The organism is Methylobacter svalbardensis (genome assembly GCF_037671525.1).
Lineage (GTDB): Bacteria > Pseudomonadota > Gammaproteobacteria > Methylococcales > Methylomonadaceae > Methylobacter_A > Methylobacter_A svalbardensis.
Genome location: NZ_JAWPOH010000006.1, coordinates 1 through 26676, shown reverse-complemented (window position 1 = coordinate 26676; position 26676 = coordinate 1). Strand labels below are relative to the sequence as shown.

Annotated in this window: 29 protein-coding genes; 13 read left to right on the top strand and 16 right to left on the bottom strand. The window is 47.7% G+C overall.

What is annotated here, in order from left to right:
* Nucleotides 1-88: 88 nt before the first annotated feature.
* Both RW114_RS03905 and RW114_RS03900 read right to left on the bottom strand, forming a co-directional pair.
* Entirely contained in the window at nucleotides 89-1492 is a 1404-nt protein-coding gene (locus tag RW114_RS03905) for a hypothetical protein (RefSeq protein WP_340121406.1), read from the bottom strand.
* Between the two features lie 399 nt (nucleotides 1493-1891).
* Entirely contained in the window at nucleotides 1892-2512 is a 621-nt protein-coding gene (locus RW114_RS03900) for a hypothetical protein (RefSeq protein WP_340121405.1), read from the bottom strand.
* Between the two features lie 150 nt (nucleotides 2513-2662).
* Here RW114_RS03900 and RW114_RS03895 point away from each other — a divergent pair, with 150 nt between their 5' ends.
* A complete protein-coding gene (locus RW114_RS03895; RefSeq protein WP_340121404.1) occupies nucleotides 2663-5344 on the top strand; it encodes a bifunctional acetate--CoA ligase family protein/GNAT family N-acetyltransferase in 2682 nt (893 codons plus the stop codon).
* Nucleotides 5345-5352: 8 nt separating this feature from the next.
* Nucleotides 5353-5868 carry a septal ring lytic transglycosylase RlpA family protein gene (locus RW114_RS03890; RefSeq protein WP_340121403.1) on the top strand — a complete coding sequence of 172 codons (516 nt, stop codon included), beginning with the start codon at nucleotides 5353-5355 and terminating at the stop codon, nucleotides 5866-5868.
* Between the two features lie 125 nt (nucleotides 5869-5993).
* Here RW114_RS03890 and lnt read toward each other — a convergent pair whose 3' ends face one another.
* Nucleotides 5994-7526 carry an apolipoprotein N-acyltransferase gene (lnt, locus tag RW114_RS03885; protein WP_340121402.1) on the bottom strand — a complete coding sequence of 511 codons (1533 nt, stop codon included), beginning with the start codon at nucleotides 7524-7526 and terminating at the stop codon, nucleotides 5994-5996.
* A 5-nt stretch (nucleotides 7527-7531) separates the two neighbouring features.
* Here lnt and RW114_RS03880 point away from each other — a divergent pair, with 5 nt between their 5' ends.
* Nucleotides 7532-7840, top strand: a complete 309-nt coding sequence (locus RW114_RS03880; protein ID WP_340121401.1) for a hypothetical protein — start codon at nucleotides 7532-7534, stop codon at nucleotides 7838-7840.
* Between the two features lie 31 nt (nucleotides 7841-7871).
* Nucleotides 7872-8828 carry a peptidoglycan DD-metalloendopeptidase family protein gene (locus RW114_RS03875; RefSeq protein ID WP_340121400.1) on the top strand — a complete coding sequence of 319 codons (957 nt, stop codon included), beginning with the start codon at nucleotides 7872-7874 and terminating at the stop codon, nucleotides 8826-8828.
* A gap of 44 nt (nucleotides 8829-8872) precedes the next feature.
* Here RW114_RS03875 and RW114_RS03870 read toward each other — a convergent pair whose 3' ends face one another.
* Nucleotides 8873-9811 (bottom strand): AEC family transporter, encoded by a 939-nt coding sequence (locus RW114_RS03870; protein ID WP_340121399.1) that lies wholly within the window; start codon nucleotides 9809-9811, stop codon nucleotides 8873-8875.
* A 96-nt stretch (nucleotides 9812-9907) separates the two neighbouring features.
* On the opposite strand from RW114_RS03870, the gene RW114_RS03865 reads away from it, so the two are divergent.
* Genes RW114_RS03865 through RW114_RS03850 form a run of 4 tightly spaced genes read left to right on the top strand, consistent with a single transcriptional unit; the run spans nucleotide 9908 to nucleotide 12767 of the window.
* Entirely contained in the window at nucleotides 9908-10291 is a 384-nt protein-coding gene (locus RW114_RS03865) for a rhodanese-like domain-containing protein (protein ID WP_340121398.1), read from the top strand.
* Nucleotides 10292-10325: 34 nt separating this feature from the next.
* Entirely contained in the window at nucleotides 10326-11060 is a 735-nt protein-coding gene (gene pyrF, locus RW114_RS03860; protein ID WP_340121397.1) for an orotidine-5'-phosphate decarboxylase, read from the top strand.
* Nucleotides 11061-11069: 9 nt separating this feature from the next.
* Entirely contained in the window at nucleotides 11070-11798 is a 729-nt protein-coding gene (locus tag RW114_RS03855; protein WP_340121396.1) for a sulfite exporter TauE/SafE family protein, read from the top strand.
* A gap of 9 nt (nucleotides 11799-11807) precedes the next feature.
* Entirely contained in the window at nucleotides 11808-12767 is a 960-nt protein-coding gene (locus RW114_RS03850) for a sigma-54 interaction domain-containing protein (protein ID WP_340121395.1), read from the top strand.
* 94 nt (nucleotides 12768-12861) lie between these two features.
* Here RW114_RS03850 and pdxJ read toward each other — a convergent pair whose 3' ends face one another.
* The 12 genes from pdxJ to cobO all read right to left on the bottom strand — a co-directional run bounded on the left by pdxJ (nucleotide 12862) and on the right by cobO (nucleotide 23417).
* Complete coding sequence (gene pdxJ / locus RW114_RS03845) at nucleotides 12862-13626, bottom strand: pyridoxine 5'-phosphate synthase (protein WP_340121394.1); 765 nt, start codon at nucleotides 13624-13626, stop codon at nucleotides 12862-12864.
* Between the two features lie 162 nt (nucleotides 13627-13788).
* Nucleotides 13789-14499, bottom strand: coding sequence for a DNA repair protein RecO (gene recO / locus RW114_RS03840; protein ID WP_340121393.1), 711 nt, complete (start codon nucleotides 14497-14499; stop codon nucleotides 13789-13791).
* Entirely contained in the window at nucleotides 14492-15373 is an 882-nt protein-coding gene (era, locus tag RW114_RS03835) for a GTPase Era (RefSeq protein ID WP_340121392.1), read from the bottom strand. The genes recO and era overlap by 8 nt, the downstream gene beginning before the upstream one ends.
* Nucleotides 15370-16053, bottom strand: coding sequence for a ribonuclease III (rnc, locus tag RW114_RS03830; protein ID WP_340121391.1), 684 nt, complete (start codon nucleotides 16051-16053; stop codon nucleotides 15370-15372). The genes era and rnc overlap by 4 nt, the downstream gene beginning before the upstream one ends.
* Entirely contained in the window at nucleotides 16050-16427 is a 378-nt protein-coding gene (locus RW114_RS03825; protein WP_340121390.1) for a DUF4845 domain-containing protein, read from the bottom strand. Before RW114_RS03825 ends, rnc begins: the two co-directional genes overlap by 4 nt.
* 43 nt (nucleotides 16428-16470) lie before the next feature.
* Nucleotides 16471-17247 (bottom strand): signal peptidase I, encoded by a 777-nt coding sequence (gene lepB / locus RW114_RS03820; protein ID WP_340121389.1) that lies wholly within the window; start codon nucleotides 17245-17247, stop codon nucleotides 16471-16473.
* 120 nt (nucleotides 17248-17367) lie between these two features.
* Entirely contained in the window at nucleotides 17368-19167 is a 1800-nt protein-coding gene (lepA, locus tag RW114_RS03815) for a translation elongation factor 4 (RefSeq protein WP_340121388.1), read from the bottom strand.
* Between the two features lie 121 nt (nucleotides 19168-19288).
* Nucleotides 19289-20095: a DUF3530 family protein gene (locus RW114_RS03810; RefSeq protein ID WP_340121387.1), complete on the bottom strand. Its 807-nt coding sequence runs from the start codon at nucleotides 20093-20095 to the stop codon at nucleotides 19289-19291.
* Nucleotides 20092-21147, bottom strand: a complete 1056-nt coding sequence (locus RW114_RS03805) for an AI-2E family transporter (RefSeq protein WP_340121386.1) — start codon at nucleotides 21145-21147, stop codon at nucleotides 20092-20094. Before RW114_RS03805 ends, RW114_RS03810 begins: the two co-directional genes overlap by 4 nt.
* 649 nt (nucleotides 21148-21796) lie before the next feature.
* On the bottom strand, nucleotides 21797-22126 hold the full coding sequence (locus RW114_RS03800; RefSeq protein WP_340121385.1) for a cold shock domain-containing protein: 330 nt from the start codon (nucleotides 22124-22126) through the stop codon (nucleotides 21797-21799).
* A 217-nt stretch (nucleotides 22127-22343) separates the two neighbouring features.
* Complete coding sequence (locus tag RW114_RS03795; protein WP_340121384.1) at nucleotides 22344-22715, bottom strand: hypothetical protein; 372 nt, start codon at nucleotides 22713-22715, stop codon at nucleotides 22344-22346.
* 165 nt (nucleotides 22716-22880) lie between these two features.
* Nucleotides 22881-23417, bottom strand: coding sequence for a cob(I)yrinic acid a,c-diamide adenosyltransferase (gene cobO, locus RW114_RS03790; protein ID WP_340121383.1), 537 nt, complete (start codon nucleotides 23415-23417; stop codon nucleotides 22881-22883).
* Between the two features lie 375 nt (nucleotides 23418-23792).
* Between cobO and RW114_RS03785 the strand changes: the two genes are divergently transcribed.
* From RW114_RS03785 to RW114_RS20935, 5 genes are all read left to right on the top strand, one after another.
* Nucleotides 23793-24743 carry a hypothetical protein gene (locus RW114_RS03785; RefSeq protein WP_340121382.1) on the top strand — a complete coding sequence of 317 codons (951 nt, stop codon included), beginning with the start codon at nucleotides 23793-23795 and terminating at the stop codon, nucleotides 24741-24743.
* A gap of 134 nt (nucleotides 24744-24877) precedes the next feature.
* Nucleotides 24878-25210: a hypothetical protein gene (locus RW114_RS03780; protein WP_340121381.1), complete on the top strand. Its 333-nt coding sequence runs from the start codon at nucleotides 24878-24880 to the stop codon at nucleotides 25208-25210.
* Between the two features lie 27 nt (nucleotides 25211-25237).
* A complete protein-coding gene (locus RW114_RS03775) occupies nucleotides 25238-25930 on the top strand; it encodes a C39 family peptidase (RefSeq protein WP_340121380.1) in 693 nt (230 codons plus the stop codon).
* Nucleotides 25931-25948: 18 nt separating this feature from the next.
* Complete coding sequence (locus tag RW114_RS03770; protein ID WP_340121379.1) at nucleotides 25949-26437, top strand: hypothetical protein; 489 nt, start codon at nucleotides 25949-25951, stop codon at nucleotides 26435-26437.
* Nucleotides 26438-26532: 95 nt separating this feature from the next.
* Nucleotides 26533-26676, top strand: a 144-nt coding sequence (locus RW114_RS20935) for an IS4/Tn5 family transposase DNA-binding protein (RefSeq protein ID WP_422614784.1), incomplete at its 3' end; no start/stop codon positions are given.

The window sequence follows — 26676 nt, the reverse complement described above, 5'->3', positions numbered from 1 at the left end:
GGTATTCTCCTCCGGGATTGTTGGGCGCGGCAGACCGGCAAAAACCAAGTCCGACCGCATTTCATCCATATGACTTATAAGCGGCATCTCAACTCACAATGCGGCTCTTTGCCCGGGCAATGACCGTCTGCGCACGCGCGGCAAGTTTGATGCGACGGGACGGATATTGTACGGCTTCCTCTACGAGCGCGCGGGTTTCCTTAAAATCGCTCACCGCATCCGGATGCAGTCTGCCGCCGGCGAGCACCATGATGGCGTCGTCAATATCATTGAGCGAACGTTTGATGACCTGCTCGGGATGTTCGCCGTCCAGATATTCGTTACGTGCGACTGCGCCCAGCATATCATCCAGTTCGTCGATGTTGTGCAAGGCGTTAATGACGCGGAGAAACGCTGCCACTGAGACTACCTGAGTCGCATCCAGGTTGATGGCTTTGTCGGCTCCACCCCGGATTGCTTGACCGGCCGGCGAGTTGTTGAAGGCATCGCCATTGTAGAAAGCCACGGCGCCTTCGATGGTCGCCACCGAATGGTTATGGAAAAACGGTCCGGTGTCCGCCGCTTCGACCAACGAGGGTGTGCTGAAGGTGCCATCGCCGGGCGTACCCAAGCCGTCGTCCTTGTTGTTAGGTTCACCCGCCAAGTCCTCGGGCTGGTCGGGCAAATCTTCCACGCCGGTATTGAAATTCAAATTGCCTTGCCCCAAGGGACTGCCTGGTCCAACGTTGGCTCCGGCATTGAAGTGGCAGAATGCACACTTGCCCTGAGTAGGCGAATTGAAAATCTCCTGGCCTTTCGCCGCCACCACGCTTTTCAAAGGTAATGGCAATTGCAGGTCTTCCTGGCGGCCTTCGCTAAGCTGGTAGGCTTCCATAGTGATCAACTCTTCTTCCGTGGGCAGGCGGAAATCTACGCCGGCCACGCGGTTCAGGGATTTGGTGAAATGCTGGATGACCGCGCCCGTGGCAAAAGCCTTGAGGTCCTGGGTTCCAGGTGCCCCGTCACCGGACCAGCCGGTTCGGGGACATTGGGTGTCGCTGAAGCAATGGAAGCGGTTGTTCGGGTTGCTGGCTATAGACACCCGCTGCGCAAAAACATGCGGTACGCTACGCATGTTGAATGTGTCGGGACCGTCCTGGTTTTCCAGAATCAGTCCGAATTCACGCATCAGTTTCGGGTTCTCGAAATTCTTCGCCAAAGCGGGATTGAATTCGGCGACAAACAAGGGGTCGTTTTTTGGCAGAGTGGCAATAAATGCGGCGTCTATCGTCAGATTATGGTCTTCACGGTGGCAGGTTCCGCAAGTTCGGCCATTGCCGTTGAAGGTTTCCTTGAAAAACAGTTCGCGTCCCTTGATGACCAAAGGATCACCGACTTGTTTGGGCGGCGGTGGCGGCGGTTCTGAAGTAGGCGGCGTCGGCGTTTCACATGCCGAGAGCAGGATAACCAGCCCCGTAAGTGAGGCCCACCGTCGTAAGTCGTGTGCTTTCATGGCACTTCCCCTCCGAATATGAAAAAATGAAATTCGTTTTCATGCATAACCTGCCGCCAACGAAGCACAAAATAGTTTTCCATCTAGCAAAATTAAAATTTAATTTTTCCCTATTTATTATTTGCAAGAACCAGCCGTGTTCATAATCTGGTCAAAAGTTGATAATCTATTTCTCCAAACACGGTTCAAAAATTACTCTATTGGAAACTAAATATGCAATAGGTATGAATACTTATTTGTACTGGCTCGAAAAACCGGCAGTTTTGGTTATCCCAAAGCCTGTTCACTTTTTATAAATACGGACAACGCATAAATATTGCCGACCTCTCATTGGCCGTTGTGGGCCGAGGCTGATTGAAGTCATTCGTTTTATTATCGCCAACAAACTTTAATCGCTTATCAACTCTTCTTTTTAAACCCCCTGATCCCAGCAAACCCAAGCACCAAAATCAGAACCACCGCAATCATCACCATTATCTTAGTCACTGGAATACCGACCAGAAACACAAAGTGCTGTTGCTGTGGATTACCCGAAGCCGCTTGTAAGGTGATATTAAGCCTGTAGATGCCGCGCTGCCGGATGGTTTGCGAAATTGACGCAAGACCGGAATCCATAGACTGTTCCGGCTGCCGCTTAATCACGGTAAATGCCTGGGCGGGATTTAACCACGAAGTCAATGCCGCTAATTCCAGTGCGACCAAGGTCTTTTCCTGTCCTGCCGCCATGGGCTCCACCGCCAGCACGATTTGCCCAAGTTCGGGAAAAAAGTGGCAAAAGTGTTTGCCTACAGGACGTAGGTAAGGGGCGTGAGCAGGAGCGGAAGCTTTGCCTTCCAGCTCCGGCTGAAACTGGTAGCCGCTGATTCGCAATCGGGTTTCGCCTATATTCAGAAAACAACTATTGCTGTGATCGACTCCGGCATGGGCCAATACCGGCTGATGAATCATTAAGCTGAAAAGCACGCCGATCAAAAGGCGCACGCAGCATACCCTGCGCGGCTGGGTCATCAATCGTTTCAAAATATTTCCCGTCAAGTTAAAAAGGCTAGTGTAGCAATTTATCTCGCCGTTTATGACTTTGTCCTTAAAATTTTAATCAGTCAACAGGTTAACAATGTTAGAATTTTTCACTATAAACCGCATTTTCATTACCTTATTTCAGGAGCATCGATGGGCCCTCATTATCTGAACCGTTTTTTCACCCCCAAATCCGTTGCTATCGTTGGCGCTTCCGAGCGCGAGGAAAGTGTAGGCTACCGGTTATTGCTGAACATGCAGGAAGCGGGTTTCAAAGGCGGGCTTTATCCGGTCAACCACAAACGCGAAACCTTATTAGGCTTAAAAGCTTATCCTGATCTCAATGCGGTTCCCGAGGATCTCGATCTGGTGGTGATTGCAACTCCGGCACCCAGCGTGCCAAGCGTGGTGCGTCAGTGCGGCGAAAAAGGCGTCACCTCGGTGATCATTATCAGCGCAGGTTTTGGCGAACTGGGTGTGGAAGGCAAGCGGCTGCAACAGGAAGTTCTGGACATCGCCCGTCGCTACAATGTTCGCATCATCGGCCCGAACTGTCTGGGCGTTGCTCGTCCCAGCGGACAGCTTAATGCCACTTTCGGCGACGGCACCATTAAAGACGGCAACCTGGCGCTATTGTCCCAATCCGGCGCGGTGTGTACGGCGATTTTGGATTGGGCCAAATCCCAGGACATCGGCTTTTCAACGGTGGTATCGATGGGCGGCGCGGCGGATATTGATTTCGGCGAGGTTTTGGATTATTTGGCGACAGACGGCAAAACCACCGGCATTTTGATGTACGTTGAAGGCATACGCGATGCCCGTCGTTTTTTAAGCGGTCTAAAAGCTGCGGCACGGTTAAAACCGGTGATTCTGATTAAATCAGGCCGACATGAAGCCGGCTGCAAGGCCGCTATGTCACATACCGGGGCGATGGTCGGCGGCGACAATGTATTCGATGCGGCGATTGCCAGAGCCGGTGTGGTCAGAGCCTACAATATTAACGAATTGTTTTCTGCGGCCCGCGTTTTGGCCAACAATTATGTGGTCAAAAAAGACCGCCTGGCGATTATCACCAATGCCGGCGGCCCCGGTGTGATGAGTACCGATCGCGCTGAAGATGTCGGCATCCAAATGGCGGAACTGAGCCCTGCCAGCATCACCGCGCTGGACGAGGTGTTGCCGGTACACTGGTCGCATGCCAATCCGGTCGATATTCTGGGCGATGCGACTTCCGAGCGTTACCAAAAAGCCTTGGAAATCTGCCTTAAAGATAAAAATATCGACGGCATACTGGTCATACTGACGCCCCAGGCGATGACCGATCCGACGCAGGTCGCCGAAGCCATTATCGAAGGCGCAAAAACCAGCAAAAAGCCGGTGTTGGCTTCATGGACCGGCGGTGCACGGGTTCAGGAAGGCCGTAATCTTTTTGACAACAGCAAGGTAGCTCACTTTAGTACGCCTGAAGTTGCTGTCGATGCGTTTGGCTTCCTGGCCAGCTATACCCAGAATCAAATCCTGCTGAAACAAATCCCCTCGCCTACCGATGAACTGGCGACTCCCGATGTTACCGGTGCCCGCCTGATTATCGAACGGGTGCTTTCAGAAGGCCGACAGGTTTTAACCACGCAGGAATCCAAAGCCATCCTGGCCGCATTCCATATTCCGGTCACCCAGACCATCAAGGTCTCCAGCGCCAAAGATGCGATGATTGCCGCTGAAACCTTGCGCTTTCCGGTGGTATTAAAAATCAATATGGCCGAGTTCAGCCATAAATCCGATATCGGCGGGGTACGGCTTAACATCAACAGCGTCCAGGATATTTCGCGCAATTTTCTGGAAATGGAAGCTGCGATTAAACAAAAATACCCGGAAATCACCGAAGTCGGCATGACCGTTGAGCCGATGTTTACATCGCCCAGCGGTCGCGAACTGATGATAGGCGTGGTCAGGGATCCGGTATTCGGCCCGGCGATCAGCTTCGGCCTGGGCGGTACCATGGTGGAAATTTTGCAGGATAATGCGGTCGCCCTGCCGCCACTGAATGCTTATATGGTTGAGCAGATGATTGCCAAAACCAAGGCCGCCAAATATCTGGATGCGTTCCGTCATTTGCCGCCCGCCAATAAAAAAGCGTTGGTGGATGCATTGCTGAATATATCGGCGATGGTCAGTGAATTGCCGGAGATTTTAGAGCTGGATATTAATCCGCTGATCGTCGACGAACACGGCATAATGGCGGTTGATGCCCGTATTAAAGCGGAAACGTCGCATCAACTAAGCCCGTATTCGCACATGGCGATTCATCCTTATCCACACGAGTTAATCCAGCATCACCTGTTAACTAACGGCGTCAATATTACGATCAGGCCGATTCGCCCTGAAGATGCCGGCATGGAAAAAGATTTTGTCCATCGCTTATCCGAACGCACTAAATATTTCCGCTTCATGCAATCCTTGCAGGAATTGACCCCGGAAATGGTGGTGCGCTTCACCCAAATCGATTATGATCGCGAAATGGCTTTTGTTGCGGTAACCGACGATAAAAGCATGTCGAATGAATTGGGTGTGGGCCGTTACATGGTCAACCCGGACGGACATTCGGTAGAATTTGCGCTGGTCGTTGCCGACGACTGCCAGCATCTGGGCATAGGTACCCGACTGATGAAAACCTTGTTGCAAACCGCCAAAGCCAAAGGCATGTCATTCTTTGAAGGTGAAGTACTGGCTATTAACAAACCGATGTTGTCGCTGGTGACCAGGCTGGGTTTCAGCATCGAAAGTATCGCCGATGATCAGGAAGTGGTGCGGGTTGTTAAAGATTTGAGACTGTAATCATTGCAATGAACTATCCACTGGTTTCTTATTTTGATCGCAGTCGCCATTATTTCCGTTCCGGATTATTGGGACTGATGGTGCTGTTAACCGGCTTATTAAGTGGCTGCGCTTCCGAGCCGCCCTTATCATCTTCTGTTATAGACCCGCATGTTTATCGCCAGACCAAGTCTTATAACAAACCTTATAAGGTTAACGGAAAAACCTACTATCCAATGGCTTCAGCGGCAGGTTACAGCGAACGCGGTATCGCTTCATGGTACGGTTCCGAATCAGGCAATAAAACCGCTATGGGAACCCGCTTCAGACCGCAAGGGATCACGGCCGCACATAAGACCTTGCCCATACCGTGTAAAGTACGGGTAACCAATCTGCATAACGGCCGTTCCATTGATGTCGTGGTGAATGATCGCGGCCCATTCAGAAAAAACCGGCTGATTGATTTATCTCATGGCGCCGCCAAAAAATTAGGCATCAAAGGCATGGCTAAAGTCAAAGTCGAATATCTCTCGAATGCAGACTAGCCGAACTGAACAAACTCAAGCTGCCACGGCCCATTTTTACTATCACATTACCTGCTATGACCGTGTGGCTATAGCTGCTCCCAAGCCAGACAGGGTTTGCAAACTCCTGTACGCCAAAGACAACGCTACTCTATTAATTTAAAAAACCTGGCATACCCCAGCAAAGCCAACAACAAAATAACCATTAGCCCAATAACCGGCTTATCGCCCCATCTGGCATAAGGCGTCATGCCGCCCATCGGGATTATCGTTCCGGTCAGCGCGGTTTCCTGAAACAAAGGTGCTCGACTGATAATTTCGCCCTTTGGCGAAACAATAGCAGTCACGCCGGTATTGGTCGAACGCAATAAAAAGCGTCCGGTTTCCAGCGCCCGCATGCTTGCCATTTGCAGATGCTGATGAGGTTCTATCGAATCGCCGAACCAGCCGTCATTGGTTACGTTAACCAGAAAAGCTGCATCCGGTAAGCCGCGAATACTTAAATTACCGAAAGCACCTTCATAACAGATCAAGGTGATGAACGGATAGCCGCCTGCTTTCAACAAGGGCTGGTTTACGGCTCCAGGCGTAAAATCGCCCAACCTTATATTGATCGTGTCCAGCACCCAACCTGACAAAGGTTGCAGCGGCAGATATTCCCCAAAAGGCAATAAATGGGTTTTACGATAGATACCTTGTTCCCTGCCTAGGGTGATTACCGCATTGAAGCTTTTCTTCGGGGCGATTTCCTGAACGGGAACGCTGATGATTAAATCGGTATTGTGCAATTTGGCGTCGTTACCTAAGGGAACTAAAAACGCATCGTTAACCTGATCCAAATAAGCGGGGATGGCGGTTTCGGGCCAGATAATGATAGTGGAATCCCAATGGGCTTCGGTCATCTTTTTATATTTCAACAGCGTATTGATTTTATTTTCAGGCCGCCATTTTTGATCCTGCGCTATATTGCCTTGAATCATCGACACGCGCAGAGGTTGCCCGATGCCATGCGTCCAGGTTTGATTGCGCAACAGACCGCCCGCTCCCCATAGGATTGCCAGCATCATGATTAACTGTAGTGGCGACGCAAGGCGCCCAAGGCGACTGAAGTCGCCCCTACAATACACTGCAACTCCCCGAACAATCTCCACTACAACCGAGGCCGTTAACGCCACGATAAAGCCGGTACCGTAAACACCCACTACCGGTATGTATCCGGCCAGAAGCGTCTCCAATTGGGAGTAGGCAATCTGCAACCAGGGAAAGCCGTTCAGCAGCCAATAGCCCCGGAGATATTCGGCCAGTATCCAGATAACCGGCGGCAGCATGATCCGATTTTTCCCGTTCGTTTTTACCGAAAGATAACCGGCCAAAGCCGGAAACAAGGCCCAAAAAGCAACGAATACACCGGTCAGTACACTTGCCCCCAGCACACCGGCTCCGCCAAAATCATGCATGCTGATATAGACCCAGGACACGCCCGAACCGAATGCACCCAAGCCGAATAAATAGCCGCGCAAGGCCGCCCGTTTAGCCGAACTATTCTGCCAAGCCGCAAACAAAAAAACCAATGCCAGCAACGCCAAATAGGCGTAATTAAAAGGGGCAAAAGATAGGGTGAGTAAAATACCGGCAATAGGAGCGCAAAAATCCCAATACTTACTGTTCGAATGCTGCATGTTTTATGTTTAAATCGGCTTATGAACGTGCTTTTGTCAATGGACGCCCATTGAAATTAACTGTCATAATACCAAAAAACGAGGATGAGCCGAAAACGTATCCCTATCACCTCAACAAGGCTATTTACCCTAAGGAGCATAGCTTGAAAATTGTTAAAATGCCAAGACCGATGCGTATGGTCTGGGGAAGCCTGGTAGCCTATTGGCTGGCTGGTATTATTAATCCCGCTTTTGTTGCAATTGCGATGATGATTGCCCTGTTTATTCCGGTTTTTATCGTTGACCCTTTGTTCCCCGGCCGTCCTCAAAAGTAAAGGCCGGCCCCTGTTTTTCAGTGAACAACCCATGAAAATATTAACGCTACTTTTTATAGTATTGTCGTTATCTTCCTTTAAGGCCACATCGCAAAAACTTTATAAGTTTCAGGATGAAAAAGGCATATTGCATTTTACCGACAAGCCGCCGAAAGCAGAGCAAAAAGGACTTGAAGTCAGACAGCTTAAAGTCGCGCCCAAACAATTAGTTTGGCTATTGCAGTCGGGCGAGGAACGACACCCCCAATACTATATCCGCAATGATTATGCAGGCCCTGTTGAAGTCGAAATCGATTTTTCCGAACGGGACAATGTCCGGGCTACGCCCGACTTGCCCAGGCTGTTTGTTATTGAACCGGGGGAATCGGACACGCTTTTTCAGATGAACGCCATCAATGAACGTGAATCATGGAAGCTTGCCGTTAAATACCGCTACATCATCGGCAGTCCTTTAGCGCATTACCGTTCCACGACACCCTATTTGCCGCCGATAGCGCCCAACACCTCATTTCAAATTTCTCAGACTTTCGGCGGCAGTTTCAGCCATACCGACGAACAAAACCAATACGCCGTAGATATTGTGATGCCGATTGGCACGCCGATTCATGCGGCCAGATCGGGCATTGTCCTGGAAGTCGAGGATGACTTTTTTAAGGGCGGCACCAATAAGGCCTACAGCTCCGAAGCCAACAACATCAGAATTTTGCACGATGATGGTTCTATGGCGATTTATGCCCACCTGGAACTGGAAAAAGCCCAGGTTTATCCGGGCTTGGCGGTGGCGGCCGGACAATTGATCGGTTATTCAGGCAATACCGGCTTTTCCTCCGGCCCGCATTTGCATTTTGCGGTTCAGATCAACAAAGGCATGGAGCTGGTTTCAGTGCCGTTTACCTTTATCAATCAGCACGGGCTAACCGAGGAACCGGCCGTCAGCGCATGGCTTAAAGGGCTTGCTCCGTCCCAGATGGGGCATGCTCTTGAATGAAGCCGGGAACAGCTTTGCCTAACAGCCGAACCGGGCATGTTGCCCTACAAAAACCAACGCCCGCCGTTCATCAGCACGCCATGCCAGAACGGCAGTGCTATCAAACTGATCACCGTCGTCACCGTTACCGCCATCGCATACAGCGAACTATCCAGCCGGTAGCGGTCGCAAAAAACGATGCCCAGCAGCATACTCGGCATGGATAAATCAAGCACCGCCGCCGCACGGTATTCGCCGGTTATAGGCAAATACCCGACCAGAAGCATCGCAAACAACGGCATCAGCGCCATTTTAATGACCATAACCGGAATGATATAGGGGATATTTCGGACGGTTACTGCCTTCCAACTTAATGCCAATCCCAGAGAAAACAGCATCAACGGCACCACTGCGGCGGATAATTTTTGTAACACGCCTAAAAGCCAAACCGGAGCGACAACGCCGTTCATATTTAGCATAACCGCAAGCGCCGCCGCCCAGAATGGCGGCGCATTAAAAAACAGCCAGACCGGCCTGGATTTTTCCGCTGTCTCTTCGCCGTAGTGTCGCGCGACAAGCGCACCGACGGTAAACAATAACGGCGTGGTAGCAAACAGGTCCATTTGTATAACCACCGACCTAGCCCAACTGCCAAAGGTTTGCTCTAAAACCGGCAAGCCCAGATAAGTCACATTGGGAAATGCCGCCGCCAATATCATCGCGCCCATGCGCCGGTCTTCAAACTTGAACAGTACGCCAATCATCCAGATGCAGAGCATGGCTAAAGCAATACTGCCCACGCCCAGCAAGGTATACTGGAACGAGTGCAAACCGATGTCAGCAGACCACAAAACCTCCAGAACCATGGCCGGCAGCAGCATATAATAAACCACTGTGGTCAAAACCTGCCGCGTGTGCTCTGCGGACAAGCCTGCCGGTTTTGCAAATCGCCACCCTGAGCCGCACGCCATTATCAAGGTCATTTGTATCAATATTAAGTTCATTATCAAGCACTATTGTGGCAATAGTGCATTTTAACATTCACCGTTAAAACAAGTTCCGGTAATATATAGCGACTTAAATCTTCTGGGAGCGTTTACATGCGTCTATTTTCCAAGTATTGCCGACTCGGTGTTTTTTTATTAATGTCCAGCCCTTTTGCTTTAGCGGAAACGGATGCCGTCTCCGCTAAAGCAGCGTCAGCAATGCAGGGCGAAGACAAAGCCGTGATCGTCGATGTGCGTGAAGATGACGAATGGAATGCGCATCATATTCCCGGTGCTATTCATATTCCGCTAGGTCAACTCAATGAACGACTGGCAGAACTTGAACCTTACAAAAACAGTCCAGTAATCACCCAATGCCAAACCGGCTTACGTTCCGCAAAAGCGCAACTGACATTAAATTCAGCCGGATTTTCCAAGGTTTATAGTATGGATGGCGGAATACAAGCTTGGGACGAACAAGGCCTGGCAACTGAATAAACTTTCCTTTCACCTTTCACCTTTCATCTTAAATATGCCCCAGTCATTTATCTCAACCAAACCCATCCCCGTCCGCGAACGACTCATCATGGCGCTGGATGTCTCCAGCATTCCCGAAGCACAGGCGTTGGTCGAAGAACTCGGCGATTCGGTGATCTTTTACAAAGTCGGCATGGAACTATTTATGTCGGGCGATTATTTCGGCTTTATTGAATGGTTAAAACAACACGATAAAAAAATCTTTGTCGACCTGAAGTTTTTTGATGTACCCGCCACCGTGGGCCGTGCCATTAAAGCCTTGAGCAGCAAAGGCGTCGATCTTGCCACGATTCACGGCAACGACGCGATCATGGAAGCCGCTGCCAAGGAAAAAGGCGACCTTAAGGTTCTGGCCGTCACTGCGTTAACCAGCCTGGATCGTGGCGATCTTGACGATTTGGGCTTTAAATGCGATGTGCGCGCTTTGGTTTTATCCCGTGCCAAACGCGCCCTGCAAATCGGCTGCGACGGCATAGTGTCATCCGGGCTTGAAGTCTCTATGCTGAGAAAGGAACTGGATCATAAGCTGCTGGTCATCACTCCGGGTATCAGACCTGTCGATAACCGCGAAGAAGACGATCAAAAACGCGTAGTCAGTGTAGAAATGGCCTTCCAGAATGGCGCTGATTATATCGTCGTCGGCAGACCTATACGCGATGCTGAAAACCGTAAAGCCATGGCTGAAAAAATTCAAGGCCAAATTCTTGCACAGTTTCAACCGGTTCAATAAATTCAAATCATGGAATTTGATCTCGCATTTACCACCTCACATCTGGTCGCCTTTACCATGGGACTGTTCAGCAGCATGCATTGCATCGGCATGTGCGGCTCGATTATCGGAACATTAACCTTAAGCCTTAGCCCCGAAATACGGAACAATAAAAGTCGCTTGCTTCCCTTTGTGTTTAATTACAACATTGGTCGCATCACCAGTTACACCATAGCCGGGGCATTGGCTGGCGTTATTCAAGCGTTGATCACGATGCCGATGGGTGACATCAGCGGACACCGACTGCTGCAATTGCTGTCCGCTGCCGTCATGACCGGAGCAGGACTCTATATAGCCGGGTGGTTCCCGCGCTTTGCCTATATTGAAAAAATCGGCCTGCGTTTTTGGAAAATGATTGAGCCTTTCGGGCGCAAACTGATCCCGGTAAAAAATTACTCTCAGGCTTATCTTTTCGGCATGGTGTGGGGATGGCTGCCATGCGGTTTGGTCTATTCGGCTTTGGCGCTCGCAGCAACTGCAGGCGACATCAGACAAAGCGCGTTGACCATGTTGTTTTTCGGACTGGGCACTTTACCTGCCGTCATGGGAGTCGGTATAATGACCGGCATATTAACGAGGTTGTCCAGAATGCAGCACTTCAAACAGGCTATCGGCCTGTTCATGATTGCACTCGCTTTACTGGCCGCCCTGCCCTGGCTTAACCCCATGGCGATTACATCACATTCGGCATTACATTAAGAGGGTTTTATGGATCATTTTAGCGCGATCATCGGTCAATCTCCTGCAATCGATTCCTTAATTCGTAGTGCCAGAATCGTTGCCGCTACCGACGTTACCGTGTTGCTTAAAGGTGAAACCGGCACCGGCAAGGAAGTGCTTGCCACCGCGATACAACAGGCCAGTGCCCGCGCCAATAAAGCCTTTATTAGCTTAAATTGTGCGGCATTACCCGAAAGCCTGATCGAATCCGAGTTGTTCGGCCATAAAAAAGGTTCGTTTACCGGGGCCAGCGCCGACAAACAAGGCCTGTTTCAGGCAGCCGATGGCGGCACCCTGTTTCTCGATGAAATCAATTCCTTGCCGCTATCGATTCAGGCAAAATTATTACGCTGTCTTGAATCAGGCGAATGCCTTGCCGTTGGTGATATCAAGCCTTACAAAGTCGATGTCCGCGTTATTTCTGCAACCAACACCGACCTCGATAAACAAATTAAAGCCGGTGAGTTTCGATCGGATTTGTTTTTCCGTTTGAATGTTGTGCCTTTAGAGCTGCCACCATTGGCTCAGCGCACTGAAGACATTGAGTCGCTAATCAAACATTTCATGGTCTTATTCGAGGATACGTATATGCTGACGGCACCCAAATTCAGCAAGCCCGCTTTAAAAACGCTAAAAGCCTACTCATGGCCGGGCAATATCCGTGAATTGCGTAATTTATGCGAAAGACTGAGTATTTTATTAGCCGGCAGAGTCATCGAACCGGAAAATCTACCGCCTGAATTTAACAACAAAATCAGCAGCAATGCGCCTATTGCAACCGACTTCACTTTACCTGAAACCGGCTTAAAGCTGGATACCTTAGAGGCTAATTTAATCTATCAAGCGCTGAACCGTACTAAAGGCAATCGCAGCCAGTCCGCAAAACTGCTGGGCATTTCCCGTGATACCCTGCTTTACCGTATGCAAAAGCACGGTTTTGCCATGTAAAACCGATAGCCTCTAAAAATCTATTTTGGAGGCTATTCTTTCAAAACCAAACACCCTACTGCACAAATCCGCCGGGAGCGGATTTGCATTTACCCTAAGGGTGCCGGGCAGGACAGCCCTGCATGAATCTTGCGCTGCGCATGATCTGCTTCAAATCCCTAACAGTCTGAGCCAAGCCTGAAAACACCGCCTGCGCGATAATTGAATGGCCGATATTAAGCTCTACTATTTGCGGTATCGCGCATATTGCTTCAACATTATGAAAATTCAAACCATGCCCGGCATTAACTTGCAAGCCGGCACTATGTGCATAAATGACAGCCTGCCTGATGCGTTCCAGTTCATCCGCTTGCTGTAACGGATTACTCGCCTCGGCATAACATCCGGTGTGCAATTCGACAACCGGTGCGCCTGCTTTTACCGCCGCATCAATCTGCATTTCATCCGGGTCGATAAACAGCGACACTTCAACGCCCGCAGCCGCCAACTTATCACAAGCCCATTGTATGCGCTGCAAATTGCCGACGACATCCAGTCCACCTTCGGTGGTCAATTCTTCCCGTTTTTCCGGCACCAGACAGCAGGCAAAGGGCTGTACCTTCACCGCGATACCGACCATCTCGTCGGTCACCGCCATTTCCATATTCAGCCGGGTATGCAGCATGTCTTTTAACAGGTAGATGTCCCTGTCCTGAATATGTCGACGGTCTTCACGCAAATGCGCGGTAATGCCGTCAGCACCGGCCTGTTCTGCAATTAATGCAGCTTGAATCGGTTCAGGGTAAAGCGTGCCTCTGGCCTGCCTTAGAGTGGCGACATGATCGATATTCACACCTAATAGGATATTTGTTTTATTCATTTTTAGTGTAATTTTATAATGGAAAACGGATGCCAAAAGTAGGCGCATCTAGGCGAAGCTGATCATTATGTTGATTAAAAAGATTAAAGACGAAAAGCTGAGGGCTAAGGGTAATCATGTTGAAGCTTAGGTTTTTTTCGCCTTTCGCCTTTCGCCTTTCGCCTACCGTTGAGCAGTTGCGAAGACTTTATTTATAACTGCCCGGCTTTTAAGTTGCCTGCCCTGCAAATACACATCAATGACCATTCTCATCAATATTTTTGCTTCGCTTAACACCTGCGGATCGGTCAATTCTCCGGAACTGAGCGCCTGAAAAGTCCGGCCTGAAAACTGCCCGCCCGCAACGTCAACCGGCCCCTGACCCACATTGAAATCGTATTTTTTAGATGCTTCGATGGGATTTTCATGGTCGTCATAGCCCAACTGCAAGCCGTAGCCCGAACACTCAAGCAGCCTGAACTCAAACAGACGCAATGCCCCTTCCATACTGGAGCCATCCGCAAGACTCGATAAACATTCGTTGTAATAGTCAAATACTTCGGGGTGAGGATCGTATTTATGCAGAAAACAAGCAATCAGCTCATTGATATAAAAACCGCAGTACAGTGCCAGTCCTTTTATCTCATTAAACGCATGGCTGGTTTCGACATCAGTCAGCGTTTTTAACTCTGCCTTACCAAAAAAAGAAAGGGTCAACGGGATAAAGGGTTGCAGCAGCCCGGCTGTTTTGGACTTGGTTTTTCTTACGCCTTTGGCCAGCAGGGAAATACGGCCGAAATCCCGGGTTAGCGCATCAATGATCAGACTGGTTTCCCAGTATTTACGAGACTGTAAAATAAACGCAGGCTGTAAATAAACTGCGGATTCAGTCATTAAAGCCCAAGCTTTGCAAGACGCGTTCACTATCCGACCAGCCTTTTTTAACTTTAACCCAAAGCTGCAAATAAACCTTCTGCCCGAGCAGCTTTTCTATATCCAGCCGGGCATCGGTACCGACTTTTTTCAGCATCTCGCCATCCTTGCCGATTACAATATTCTTTTGGGTCAACCGTTCCACCCAGATAATGGCATATATTTTGGTGATGCCGGGTTTTTCCTCGTAGCGTTCAATCTCTACCGTAAGCGCATACGGCAGTTCATCGCCTAAGCGCCGGGTCAGCTTTTCCCTGACAATTTCAGCGGTTAAAAACCGCTCGGACCGGTCGGTAACCTGATCCTCGGGATAGATCAAATCCCGTTCAGGCAACAGCGCCATGATCAAGCTTTCCAACTGATCAAGATTAGTTCTTTTTAACGCAGAAATGGGCACCAAATGCTTGAACGGAAAACGATGCTGGGCGTCGTTAAAGAACGTTAAAATAGCTTCCTTGTCCGCTACCTTATCAACCTTGTTAACAGCAAGAATAACCGGCAAACCCGCCTGCTCCAGTTTTTTGAAGATGACTTCATCATATTCATGCCAGGACAAACCATCAATTAGCCAGACTATCACATCGACACCCAGCAAGGTCGTCTCTGCGGTCCTATTCAAATAACGATTCAACGCCCGTTTTTCGCTGTTATGCATGCCCGGCGTATCCATATAAATGGCCTGCCCTGCGTCAGTGGTGTTAATGCCGAGAATTCGATGCCGGGTTGTTTGCGGCTTGCGCGAGGTAATGCTGATCTTCTGCTTCAACAAATGATTCATCAATGTTGATTTGCCGACATTGGGACGCCCAATCAGGGCTACGAAACCGCAATTCATTTACTATCCTTATTTAATAATTCGAGCATAAGCTCTGCCGCCGACTGCTCGGCTTTTTTTCTGGAATTTCCCATACCAACACAAGACCCTGTTGTTAACGGCGTGGTACATTTAACTTTGAAAGTTTGTTCATGTGCAAGTCCGGACATGGTCATCAAGGTATAATCCGGCAACTCCATTTTTCTGGATTGCATTAACTCCTGCAATTGCGTTTTAGGATCTTTCCGCCAATTATCCAAAGATAAATTTTTCAACTTTTCTGCAAATAATTGCAAGATCCATTGCTGACAAACATCCATACCCTGATCGTTGTACAGCGCACCTATAATGGCTTCCACTGCATCGGACAGAATGGAATCACGACGAAAGCCTCCGCTCTTCAACTCCCCCGAACCCAGCAATAAATAATCGCCCAACTGATGCTTTCTTGCCAATTCTGCCAACGAGCCCTGATTAACCAAACTTGCTCTTAACCGACTTAAAACACCTTCACTGGCACTGGGAAACAGCTCATATAATTTCTGGGCGATAACAAAGCCTAAAATTGAATCACCCAAAAACTCCAAGCGTTCATTATTGTTCGAACTGGCGCTTCGATGGGTTATAGCCACGGTAAAAAGCTGTGGATCATTAAATACCAGACCCAGCTTTTTACACAACACTTTGGGCTTTTTTATCACTCCTGACCAGCCTCGAAAGAGTCATGAAACTCGGCCAATAAGCTCAGATTATCAACCAATTTCACGACAGTCTCATACTCGATATCCACTTTCACATAATTGCCATGTTTGACGACCTTAATATCATCCTTAGTGACATCGTAGACATAATTGATGTTAAAGCGCTTGGTTAAGCTGTCCCTGATTTCAAACTCGCTTTTCGTTTGGATATCAGGCGTTGATTTTAAGGCCTCCAGAGCACTTTTTACCTTGCCGTGATCCAGATAAATCGGAACCACCTTGAGTGTCAATAAGACAAAAAAACCGATGAGTCCCAATATTAGAATAATCGAAATCAAGGTTAAACCTTGCTGATTTTTAGGTGATGAATTCATTTTTTCTCCAGCTGATTGATTAATGAAATAAGTATAATCCTGTTTATTGCAATACCGTGCCAATACGATCAAACCCCACACCTTTATGTTGCCAATCCCAGCTCATCCAGATAAAAAATGCTTGTCCAACCAGGTTTTCTTCAGGAACCGTGCCCCAGTAACGGCTATCGTTACTGTTATCGCGGTTATCGCCCATCACAAAATAACTCCCCTTCGGCACCACATAAACGCCTTCGGCTGAAGCCGCGCCATTTCTGATCAGAATATTGTGCTCAACACCGGTCAAATCTTCTAATATAAGCTCATTACCGGTCATGTCCTCACCTTGCCCTACGCCCTGATAACGCCCCAAAGACACTTGATTGACGGGTTGTCCATTGATATGCAGCTTCTTATCATAATAGGCGACCCGGTCGCCCGGCAAGCCAATCACCCGCTTGATATAATCGACATCCGGGTTTTTAGGATAACGAAAAACGACGATATCCCCACGCTTGGGCTCATTCATCTCAATGATTTTCGTGTTTAAAACCGGCAAACGTATTCCGTAAGTAAATTTATTCACCAGAATAAAATCGCCTATCAGTAAAGTCGGCATCATCGATGCTGAAGGTATGCGAAAAGGCTCGGCTATAAATGAGCGCAGCACTAGCACAATCAGCACAACCGGAAAAAAAGAGCGCGCATATTCTACCAGTACGGGTTCATTTTCTTCATCAAAAACGGCTCCCGTTGATTTGAGCACCAGCAAATACCCGCCCCAAATTACACCCGTAACCAGCGTGGCGACGGCAAGAAAAAAGGAAAAATCGTAGTCCATATTTATATACTTCAGATGAAAGGTTTAAGGCGAAAGGCTAAAGACGAAGGGCGAAGGGCGAAGGGCGATGTAATTGAAGCTTGATTTTCGCCTTACGCCTTTTGCCTTTAACCTGATCTTTTATTCTTTATTAAGCTGCAAAACGGCCAGAAATGCCTCTTGAGGAATCTCAATATTGCCGACCTGTTTCATACGTTTTTTACCGGCTTTCTGTTTTTCCAGCAATTTTTTCTTACGGCTAATATCGCCACCATAACATTTGGCAATCACGTTTTTGCGCATTGCTTTAACGGTGGAGCGAGCGATTACCTTGGAGCCGATGGCCGCCTGGATCGCAACCTCATACATTTGCCGCGGGATCAGCTCTTTCATTTTTTCGACCAGATCCCGACCCCGGTTGTTGCTTAAGTCGCGATGCACGATGATAGACAACGCATCGACCTTTTCAGCATTGATCAACACGTCCAGCTTGACCAGCTCGGCTGGCTGGAAACGCAAAAACTCGTAGTCAAACGAGGCAAAGCCCCGACTCACCGACTTTAAACGATCGAAGAAATCCAGCACCACTTCGCTCAGCGGCATTTCATAATGCAATGCCACCTGCCTGCCGACGTACTGCATGTCTTTCTGCACACCACGCTTTTCTATACACAGCGTGATTACGCCGCCCAGATAAGCCTGAGGAACCAGGATATTGGCCCGGATAATAGGCTCCCTGATCTCCTTGATAGTGCCCATATCCGGCAGTTTAGCCGGATTATCGATCATCAGAATCTGATCGTTATGGGTAATGACTTCATAGACAACGGTTGGAGCCGTAGTGATCAGATCAACATCGTATTCTCTTTCCAAACGCTCCTGCACAATCTCCATATGCAACATACCGAGAAAACCGCAGCGAAAACCAAAGCCCAAAGCCTGGGATGTTTCCGGCTCAAAGTGCAAGGAAGCATCATTGAGATTCAACTTATTGAGCGCTTCGCGCAAATCTTCATAATGGTCCGAAGTCACCGGATACAAGCCTGCGAAAACGCGCGCCTGAACCTTTTGAAACCCAGTCAGCTGTTCGGCAGCCGGATTATCCGTCCAGGTAATGGTGTCGCCGACCGGCGCACCAAAAATATCTTTAATACCGGCCACGACATAACCCACTTCACCGGTATTGAGTATGTCTTTTTCCAGCCGTTTTGGCGTGAAAACGCCGACTTTTTCTGCAATAAAAGACTTGCCGGTGGACATGATGGTGATCTTTTGTTTTCTGCGGATACTGCCATGCATAATTCGGACTAACGACACCACACCCAGATAACTATCGAACCAGGAATCGATAATCAAGGCCTGTAACGGGCCATCTATATTGCCTTGCGGCGGAGGAATCTTAAGCACCAGCTGTTCCAGCACATCCTCAACGCCCAGGCCGGTTTTAGCGCTGATCATCAGCGCCTCGTCAGCAGAAATACCGATCACCTCTTCGATTTCGGCCTTCACCCGCTCAGGCTCGGCAGAGGGCAAATCGATTTTATTCAGCACCGGCACCACTTCCAAGCTCTGCTCTATCGCCGTATAGCAATTGGCAACACTTTGCGCTTCAACACCCTGAGCCGCATCGACAACCAACAGCGCGCCTTCGCAAGCCGCCAGAGACCGGGAAACTTCATAAGAAAAATCCACATGTCCCGGGGTATCGATAAAATTAAGCTGATAGGTCTCGCCGTCTTTCGCTTTAAAATCAAGGGTGACGCTTTGCGCCTTAATGGTGATACCCCGCTCTTTTTCAATATCCATGGAATCAAGTACTTGCGCTGACATCTCCCTGACGCTTAAGCCGCCGCATAGTTGAATAAAACGATCCGCCAGCGTCGATTTACCATGATCGATATGCGCGATAATAGAAAAATTTCTTATATGTTTTAAATCCACTTAGTTTTCAACTTGTTATGATAGTGTTAATGCGTTGTGCCAACGTCTGCCGTTATCGTATTTGCACACCTGTGTTAGCGGGGCATTGTAACAGATTTAGGCCTGTTAAAATAACCACAAGTCATTGAACGGAGGGTTCGGGAGCAGGAACCTTCAGCGTCACCCCCAGCCAACTGTATACCCGCTTAACAAGCAAGCCTTCATCATGCAGATAAGCGTGGCCTTCATCATTGATTTTAATCTGCCGATAAGCCGTATTTTCTTTTGCCGCCAAGCGCCGATCTCTGGCGCTGCCGGTAACATCCAACGCGTCTAATGCACCATAAATATCCAGCATCGGAGCCTTGATCTTCTTGATAAACTCCAGCGTTTGAGCCGCCTTGTTTTCGGTCTTCGGCACCGGCAAACTAATGGTTACCAGCGCCATAATGTCTGCCGCCTGTCCACTTAGCGCATAGATCCCCATCAACCCTCCCAAACCATAACCGACCACAACAATATTTCCTGCACCGTTGTTCTTTGCATAGCTAATTCCGGCCTGAATCCGCGCCGCCGCCTCGGGAAACAATGCATAGTATTCCTCTCCTGCAACGCCAACTTCCCGAAGCGGCATTTGCAGCGCCAGTGTTGCCCAGTTATGCTCGGGCAAAAAGACCCTCAACCCGTAAACAAGTTGCCGCTGATCAGGATGCCCATCCATATCATGAAGAATAATAACCACGCCGTTGCCGCTAACTTTCTCTATTTCCGTATAAAGACTGAGAAACTTCTTTCCTTCAGCTTCCAGCCAGACCGCCTTACCGATAGCCAAGGTCTTGTTAATGCTTTCGGCAAAATCGGCCTCCCGCTTTTCATCACTAGCCCAGCACACATCGCCCAGAAACCGCGCGATGCAAAGCATCCAAATAACGGCTCTAAGTAACATCATTGACGAACGTAAAAATCGCTATCTCGATACAAATCATGCATATGTCGTAATAACACCATACTGATCGACGCGACAGGCAATGCCAGCAAAACACCCAAAAAGCCGAATAATTGACCGCCAGCCAATACCGCAAACATCACAGCAACAGGATGCAAGCCAATTTTGTCGCCCACCAACATCGGCGTTAACAGCATACCTTCCAACGATTGCCCTATGATAAAAACGATGGCGACCGGCACTAGTTGTATTAACTCATGAAATTGCACCAAAGCCGCAATACCAGCGATAACGATGCCGACAATAGAACCCAGATAAGGCACAAAACTGACCAGACCTGCCAGCATGCCTATCAGCAAAGCCAAATCGAGACCCGTCATCCACAGCCCGATACTGTAAATACAGCCCAAGGCCAGCATCACATAAAATTGCCCCCGAACAAAAGCCGATAATACCGTGTCAACTTCGCCCGCGAGCTTGGCTGTGATGGGCGCTATACGCCGGGGCAATAAATCATGCATTTTGACAATCAGGCTGTCCCAATCGCGCAATAAATAGAAAGTGACCACGGGAATTAGCAGCAGATTCATCACCCATTCGGCCAGCACCCCACCGGAATGCGAAACAGAGCTCATAAGCGCCGCAGCAATGCCGCCCGCCTGCTCCCAATGATTTTTAACCAGATTAATAATCTGATTGAGGTTAACCGGCTTGATACCCAGATGAAATCGGCGCTGCGTCCAGGGAATGACAGTCTCATTCAACCATGAGACATAAGCGGGCAGATTGCTCAAAAAACGCTCGATTTGATATTCCAGAAGGGGAACCAGCAGCAGTAAAATCAGTACAAAAACCAGCGTCATCGCCGAAAAAACGACCAATACTGCTTTGGTTCTGGATAATCGGTAAGTTTCCAGCTTATCGGTCAGCGGATCACCTAAATAAGCCAACATTGCTGCAAATGCAAACGGCATCAATACCGGGGCCAGCAGGTAAAGCAGCCAGACCGAACCTGAGATAAAAGCGAAAACCAGCCATTTTTGTGAATCAGTCATTACAAATCCTTAGCGTATGTCTCTAAATGAACGAACAACTCTCAATCACCGCCGCCGCAGTCAGCGCGCACTCATCGCGGCTATAACCTAAAAAGCCATTCAAATCACCGAAATCTGGCCCCTTACCCGAAGCCCCGAGGGAACCGGTGCAATAACTGCCTGTTGCATTGATTTTTACAACCTAACCGATAAATAAAGCCATGATCTGTTTTTAAGGTGGGCCGTATGATGTAAAAAACGCCCCGGCGCCTTGTTACAAAACCGTTCATAGATACGATAGAAAAAATAAACGCATGCCAAGCATCGTCAATAACTTGAGACGGCATAACACCATGCGTTTTTTCGCACGGCGACAAATACGGAAATAGCCTCCCCAAACCTTGAAAAACCCTATCAAGCCGGTGTTCGGCTAACTGAGGATGCTTCAGTGAAAATTGATAGCGTATGCCTATATGAAAGCAATATGGCTCGATATAGTTAAGTTGTCTGGCTTTATTGGCCCTGACCACCAAAACAAATAAGACTTAACACGGCTGCGCTGATAAGAACAAAATACAAATTCATGCCATAACGCCATCGACTCAATCGCTTATAAACAAGCCGATGTAGCGCGACACATCGGCTTGTAGAAAAACATCCTCAGCTGTTCTCAGCGGGTAATAAATACAACAACTGCGACAATAACCGCTAAAGCCAGCGCTAACAGCATGACGCCTGTCTTGGTATTAAAAAAGCCGGGAGCTTTGTCCTCCAGAATTTCAACGCCGTCAATATAGGCGTTAACCGCCTTGAACTTGCCCCGATTATCTCTTGCTACCTGATAATAAATAACATCGCCGGTCACGGGGCGACGGCTGGTACCCTTAAGCGCAGAAATATGGATAAAAATATCTTTCCCGTCATCATCAGGGCTGATGAAGCCAAATCCCCGATCCTCTTTCCATGTTTTTAAAACTCCCTTAATCATTGTTTTTGTCATAAAAATTTCTTTTTGTTGTTTTTAGCCTTACTTACATGCATGTAAGTAAGGGCGTTAGCCTTGTAGTATCTATGCTTTACTGTTGCTTTTTGACTGAACAAACAAAACATATTCCAGAATCACGATAAAAAACACCGATCAATCTAATAGCATGCAAAACGGCTGATTCGGATCAAATCATGCCTGTCGGCGCGATTTGATCCGAATTCCATGTAACCTAGATTTTTTTCTTTATGATGACTTTACCATCAATAATCAGCTCTGAGATTCCACCCAAAGACGAGTGCAAAGTACATGATGCGTTTTTAAATCCACCCTTTTCAGCATTTTCGCCCACCCATTTTAAAGTGAGATAAGTCTCCTTATCACTCTCGGTTTCAGACGTAAGATATACCTGCTCTCCTGTTATCTCCTTAATTTTCTCAGGGCATTTTTCATTTGCCATCATTTGCATCGCAACGACGGCTCTAATCTTTGCAGCGCTTTCCATTTGCTCTATAGTTTGATCTTCTTTACTGGCGCCGACCAAAACAAAACCCATTATAAAAACGGCTGCAACAGCCATCATGATTTTTTGTATTTCAGACATACTTGTTCTCCACGTGGTGACAATCATTTTTCATTTTACAGGTTGCCTGGAGCATTTACCTTAAAATTCTATATGATCTGGCCACCCCTCAACAATTTGTTGTAGCGATTCAAGGTATTGCACCTTCTGCACCGAGCCAATACTACCGATCAAATAACCCTGATTTTAAAATTCAATGCCCTGTTCAGCCTTAATCCCTTGCTCAAAAGCGTGTTTTATTTTGGTCATTTCGGTTACGGTATCGGCACAGCTGATAACTTCGGGGGCAGCATTGCGACCGGTCAAAATCAAATGCGTCCAGGGCGGCTTTTGATCGCGAATAAAATCGGCGATTTCCTGACCGGAAATCCAATTATAGCCGCAACAGTAATTGATCTCGTCCAGCAACACCAGATCAAATTTTCCAGACAGAATCTTAGCCTTACTAAACTCCCAAATTTCCCGACTGGTTTTAATATCCTGCTCAGGATTCTTAGTATCCCAAGTAAAGCCGTCACCCATCGCATGCCATTCAATATTATCAAAACGTTCGGCGGCTTTTTGTTCGCCGGTTTGCCATTGCCCCTTAATATATTGAATCACACAGACCTTCATATCCCAGCCTGCGGCACGAAAAACCATACCCAGAGCACTGGAAGATTTCCCCTTGCCCGTGCCGGTGTTGACTAAAACCAGTCCTCGTCTTCTATCTCTCGATTTCATAAATCTTATTCCGTAATTCGAGCGCGCATAAAAGCATGCGTGCCATAGTGTGACCGGCATTATCACCTGAATCGACTTCAAAACAAACGACAAGCCTTATTAAGGACACTCGCAACAGGTATTTTGAAAACAACGGGGCTGGATAGCCCTATTAAGCACCGGCCTTATCGCCTAAGTAATTCTACGTATCCAAATGATTTTTAATGCTTTTTTGATACGCCTTCTATGGAAATTTAAGAAGCAATTAAAGATACTACATCCGCGATAACCCGTTAGTTCGCCGAAATGGCGAGGTACAGGGTTATCCCAAGCGCATCGGATATTCTTACTAGGCAGTATCCGATGATTTTTGAATATATTCATGGAGTAATAACAATGAAACAATTTAATAAAAAAATATTAACTGCAAGTATTCTTTTTGCATTGGGCTCAGTTTCCAGTGCATGGGCAAATCCTACCAATACAGCGGATACATCAGCAGTTAGCCAAGAGGCAACGGCTACTAACGACCAGACCGGACCCGGTATCATTGCAAATGAATATGGAACTGCCGCTGATAACACTGATAACAGTGACAACTCCACTACGGATAACAGCGACAACTCTACAAACGTTCCTGTTACCGTTTCAGACAGCTTAAATGACAACTCTGATAACACGGATAACAGTGATAACTCTACTACGGATAACAGCGACAACTCTACAAACGTTCCTGTTACCGTTTCAGACAGCTTAAATGACAACTCTGATAACTCTGATAATAGTTCAGCTAATGCAACCGATGCAGCGGCTAACGGAGCTAGTCTCGCCATATCAGATCGTTCAGATAATTCTGATAATTCCGATAATTCTGATAACAGCGATAACAGCTTGGCTTCTGCAAGCGCTCAAGGTTCTGCTGCGGCCAATAATGGCAGCACTGCAACTGCAACTACTGACAATAGCCAGGCAAATTCAACTGGAGTCGGATCAGCGGCAGCTAATGGCGGCGGCGATGCCACTACGGACAACAGCGATCACTCTGATAACAGCTATGCGAGTGCAGGTGGAAACGGATCAGCGGCGGCTAATGGCGGCGGCGATGCATCCAGCACCTACAACGTGAATAATTCGTCTTTGGATGCATCTTTTACAGGCGCAGCGGTTAGCTTTGACGGTGGTATTGTCCCTGCCAACTATACAGCCAGCAATACGATGACTGATACTTTCAACGGCAGCGCAGGTATTAACCAGAATGTTCAAAACCTGGGTAACAATTCGCTGGCACAGCAACAGGTATCGTTCCAAGGCAACGTAAATGTTAATCAACCATCAGTAGCTCCTTGAACTTTCACTTTCAGAAGTTAGTCAACTTTAGTTGGTGATGTTTGCCGGTGAGCGTGATCTTGCTCACCGGCTTTTACCGACGACATCAACGTGTGGTTTGAGGAGGATGTTATGGTAACGATTTCAAAGAGTTGTTGTTAGCATTATTCATTATGCAAAGCCCAGCGGCACAAGCCGATTTTGTTCAAAACCAGGATAAGTTATTGTTTTCTTTGGCCGAAACAGCGCCATTGGAAGAATTGGATAATATGCGTGGACGTGAAGGTGTCAATATAACAGCCCTTAACAATATGAATGTACGGGCCACCCTAAGCGACAATCAAGCAAGCAATAACGCCAACGGTTACAACATTATCGATCATGGCTCATTTGCACAGGCAAGCGGTATTAACAGTGTTATTCAAAACAGCGGTAACAACGTCATCATTCAGGATTCGACTATCGTGAATGTATCTATTGTACCTTAATGATTTTTTAGTCGAGGGGAGTGAGGCATGATACGAATTTTTGCCACGCGCGTTCTTTTCATGTTGCCCACGTTTTGTAGCGATGCAGGTTCGCTGAGCTTTAGCGGCGTTGCGGGTGGCGGTAACTATAACGTTCCTGTGACCAGTTTTTTAGAGCGACGCTTCAAAACGGTATACAAGCAACAATACGATTTCAGTTGCGGCTCGGCAACTTTGGCCAGTCTACTTACCTATCACTATGACGATGTGGTAGATGAGCAAAGTGTATTTGTTGATATGTATAAAAATGGCAATCAGCAGAAGATTCAAAAGCAGGGATTTTCGTTACTGGATATAAAACTTTATCTGGAAAGACGCGGCTATCGCTCCGATGGTTTCAAGATCAACTTGGACCAATTGATTACCGCCAATGTTCCGGCAATCACGATTATCAATAATAACGGTTACATGCATTTCGTTGTTATTAAAGGTCTCAATGAGCAGGAAGTTCTGGTCGGAGATCCCGCTGTAGGTATAAAAGCAATACTCCGCGATGAGTTTGAAAAAATGTGGGGGAACCGTATTTTATTTTTAATTCATGACAAACAGGATGTCGCGGCTAGCCATTTTCAAGATCAGCAAGAGTGGGCGCTTCGGGTCAAGGCACCATTAGGTTCTGCCGTCGATCGAGCCAGTTTAGGTCAATTCAATATGTTGCAACCCGGGCGTTGGGATTTTTAATCAAGCGGAGTGTTTAACGTGAAAGTATATCAATTTAACGTCTACCGAAAACTCATCAAGTCTGTATTCTGGATAGTCGTTTCGAGCGGTTCCGGCTTCGCCTGTCAGGTATTAGCGGATGAAATGTCAAACATTAACGCCCACCGGTTTGACCATTGGGATCGAGCCTCAGACAGTGAGTTGGATCAACTAAGAGGCGGGTTTGTACTTCCGAACGGAGTGAACATAGATTTTAGTTTAGAGAGAATCACTTCGTTGAACGGCGCGGTAGTTTCTTCGTCATTTTTCCAATTACCGGGCAACGCTTCATTGTTTCAGAATGGCAATATGAATCAGGCTCCTGATATTGCAGTGCCGGGATTGGGTTCCGTTATTCAAAATAATCTGGATAATCAAATTATTAGCACTGTGACTGATATTAATATAGCTGTCAGTAACTTAAAAAACCTGAATTCAGATAGTAACGGCATGGTCATTAACAACCTTATCTTGCCCAATATGCGTTAACTGAAACCAAGGATTTGCCGCTCGACAAGACCACCGTTAACCCATCTCCTTACACACAAGTTGTTAAGATTTAGTAAAGTAGAATCATTTTAGCTATGAATTGGGCAAATAGAGAATTTCGTAATTTAGATTTAGGTGATAAACGACTAAAGAATAGAGCCATAAAGCTAATCGAAAACCTAGCCAAGTCGCCAAAATCAAGCATACCTGAATCATGTCAAGGTTGGGCAGAGACGCAA

Coding starts and splice junctions, on each gene's coding strand:
- RW114_RS03905 (WP_340121406.1), bottom strand. CDS start 1,492: ATGAAAGCACACGACTTACGACGGTGGGCCTCACTTACGGGGCTGGTT.
- RW114_RS03895 (WP_340121404.1), top strand. CDS start 2,663: ATGGGCCCTCATTATCTGAACCGTTTTTTCACCCCCAAATCCGTTGCT.
- RW114_RS03890 (WP_340121403.1), top strand. CDS start 5,353: ATGAACTATCCACTGGTTTCTTATTTTGATCGCAGTCGCCATTATTTC.
- lnt (WP_340121402.1), bottom strand. CDS start 7,526: ATGCAGCATTCGAACAGTAAGTATTGGGATTTTTGCGCTCCTATTGCC.
- RW114_RS03880 (WP_340121401.1), top strand. CDS start 7,532: ATGTTTAAATCGGCTTATGAACGTGCTTTTGTCAATGGACGCCCATTG.
- RW114_RS03875 (WP_340121400.1), top strand. CDS start 7,872: ATGAAAATATTAACGCTACTTTTTATAGTATTGTCGTTATCTTCCTTT.
- RW114_RS03870 (WP_340121399.1), bottom strand. CDS start 9,811: ATGAACTTAATATTGATACAAATGACCTTGATAATGGCGTGCGGCTCA.
- RW114_RS03865 (WP_340121398.1), top strand. CDS start 9,908: ATGCGTCTATTTTCCAAGTATTGCCGACTCGGTGTTTTTTTATTAATG.
- pyrF (WP_340121397.1), top strand. CDS start 10,326: ATGCCCCAGTCATTTATCTCAACCAAACCCATCCCCGTCCGCGAACGA.
- RW114_RS03855 (WP_340121396.1), top strand. CDS start 11,070: ATGGAATTTGATCTCGCATTTACCACCTCACATCTGGTCGCCTTTACC.
- RW114_RS03850 (WP_340121395.1), top strand. CDS start 11,808: ATGGATCATTTTAGCGCGATCATCGGTCAATCTCCTGCAATCGATTCC.
- pdxJ (WP_340121394.1), bottom strand. CDS start 13,626: ATGAATAAAACAAATATCCTATTAGGTGTGAATATCGATCATGTCGCC.
- recO (WP_340121393.1), bottom strand. CDS start 14,499: ATGACTGAATCCGCAGTTTATTTACAGCCTGCGTTTATTTTACAGTCT.
- era (WP_340121392.1), bottom strand. CDS start 15,373: ATGAATTGCGGTTTCGTAGCCCTGATTGGGCGTCCCAATGTCGGCAAA.
- RW114_RS03825 (WP_340121390.1), bottom strand. CDS start 16,427: ATGAATTCATCACCTAAAAATCAGCAAGGTTTAACCTTGATTTCGATT.
- lepB (WP_340121389.1), bottom strand. CDS start 17,247: ATGGACTACGATTTTTCCTTTTTTCTTGCCGTCGCCACGCTGGTTACG.
- RW114_RS03810 (WP_340121387.1), bottom strand. CDS start 20,095: ATGATGTTACTTAGAGCCGTTATTTGGATGCTTTGCATCGCGCGGTTT.
- RW114_RS03805 (WP_340121386.1), bottom strand. CDS start 21,147: ATGACTGATTCACAAAAATGGCTGGTTTTCGCTTTTATCTCAGGTTCG.
- RW114_RS03800 (WP_340121385.1), bottom strand. CDS start 22,126: ATGACAAAAACAATGATTAAGGGAGTTTTAAAAACATGGAAAGAGGAT.
- RW114_RS03795 (WP_340121384.1), bottom strand. CDS start 22,715: ATGTCTGAAATACAAAAAATCATGATGGCTGTTGCAGCCGTTTTTATA.
- cobO (WP_340121383.1), bottom strand. CDS start 23,417: ATGAAATCGAGAGATAGAAGACGAGGACTGGTTTTAGTCAACACCGGC.
- RW114_RS03785 (WP_340121382.1), top strand. CDS start 23,793: ATGAAACAATTTAATAAAAAAATATTAACTGCAAGTATTCTTTTTGCA.
- RW114_RS03775 (WP_340121380.1), top strand. CDS start 25,238: ATGATACGAATTTTTGCCACGCGCGTTCTTTTCATGTTGCCCACGTTT.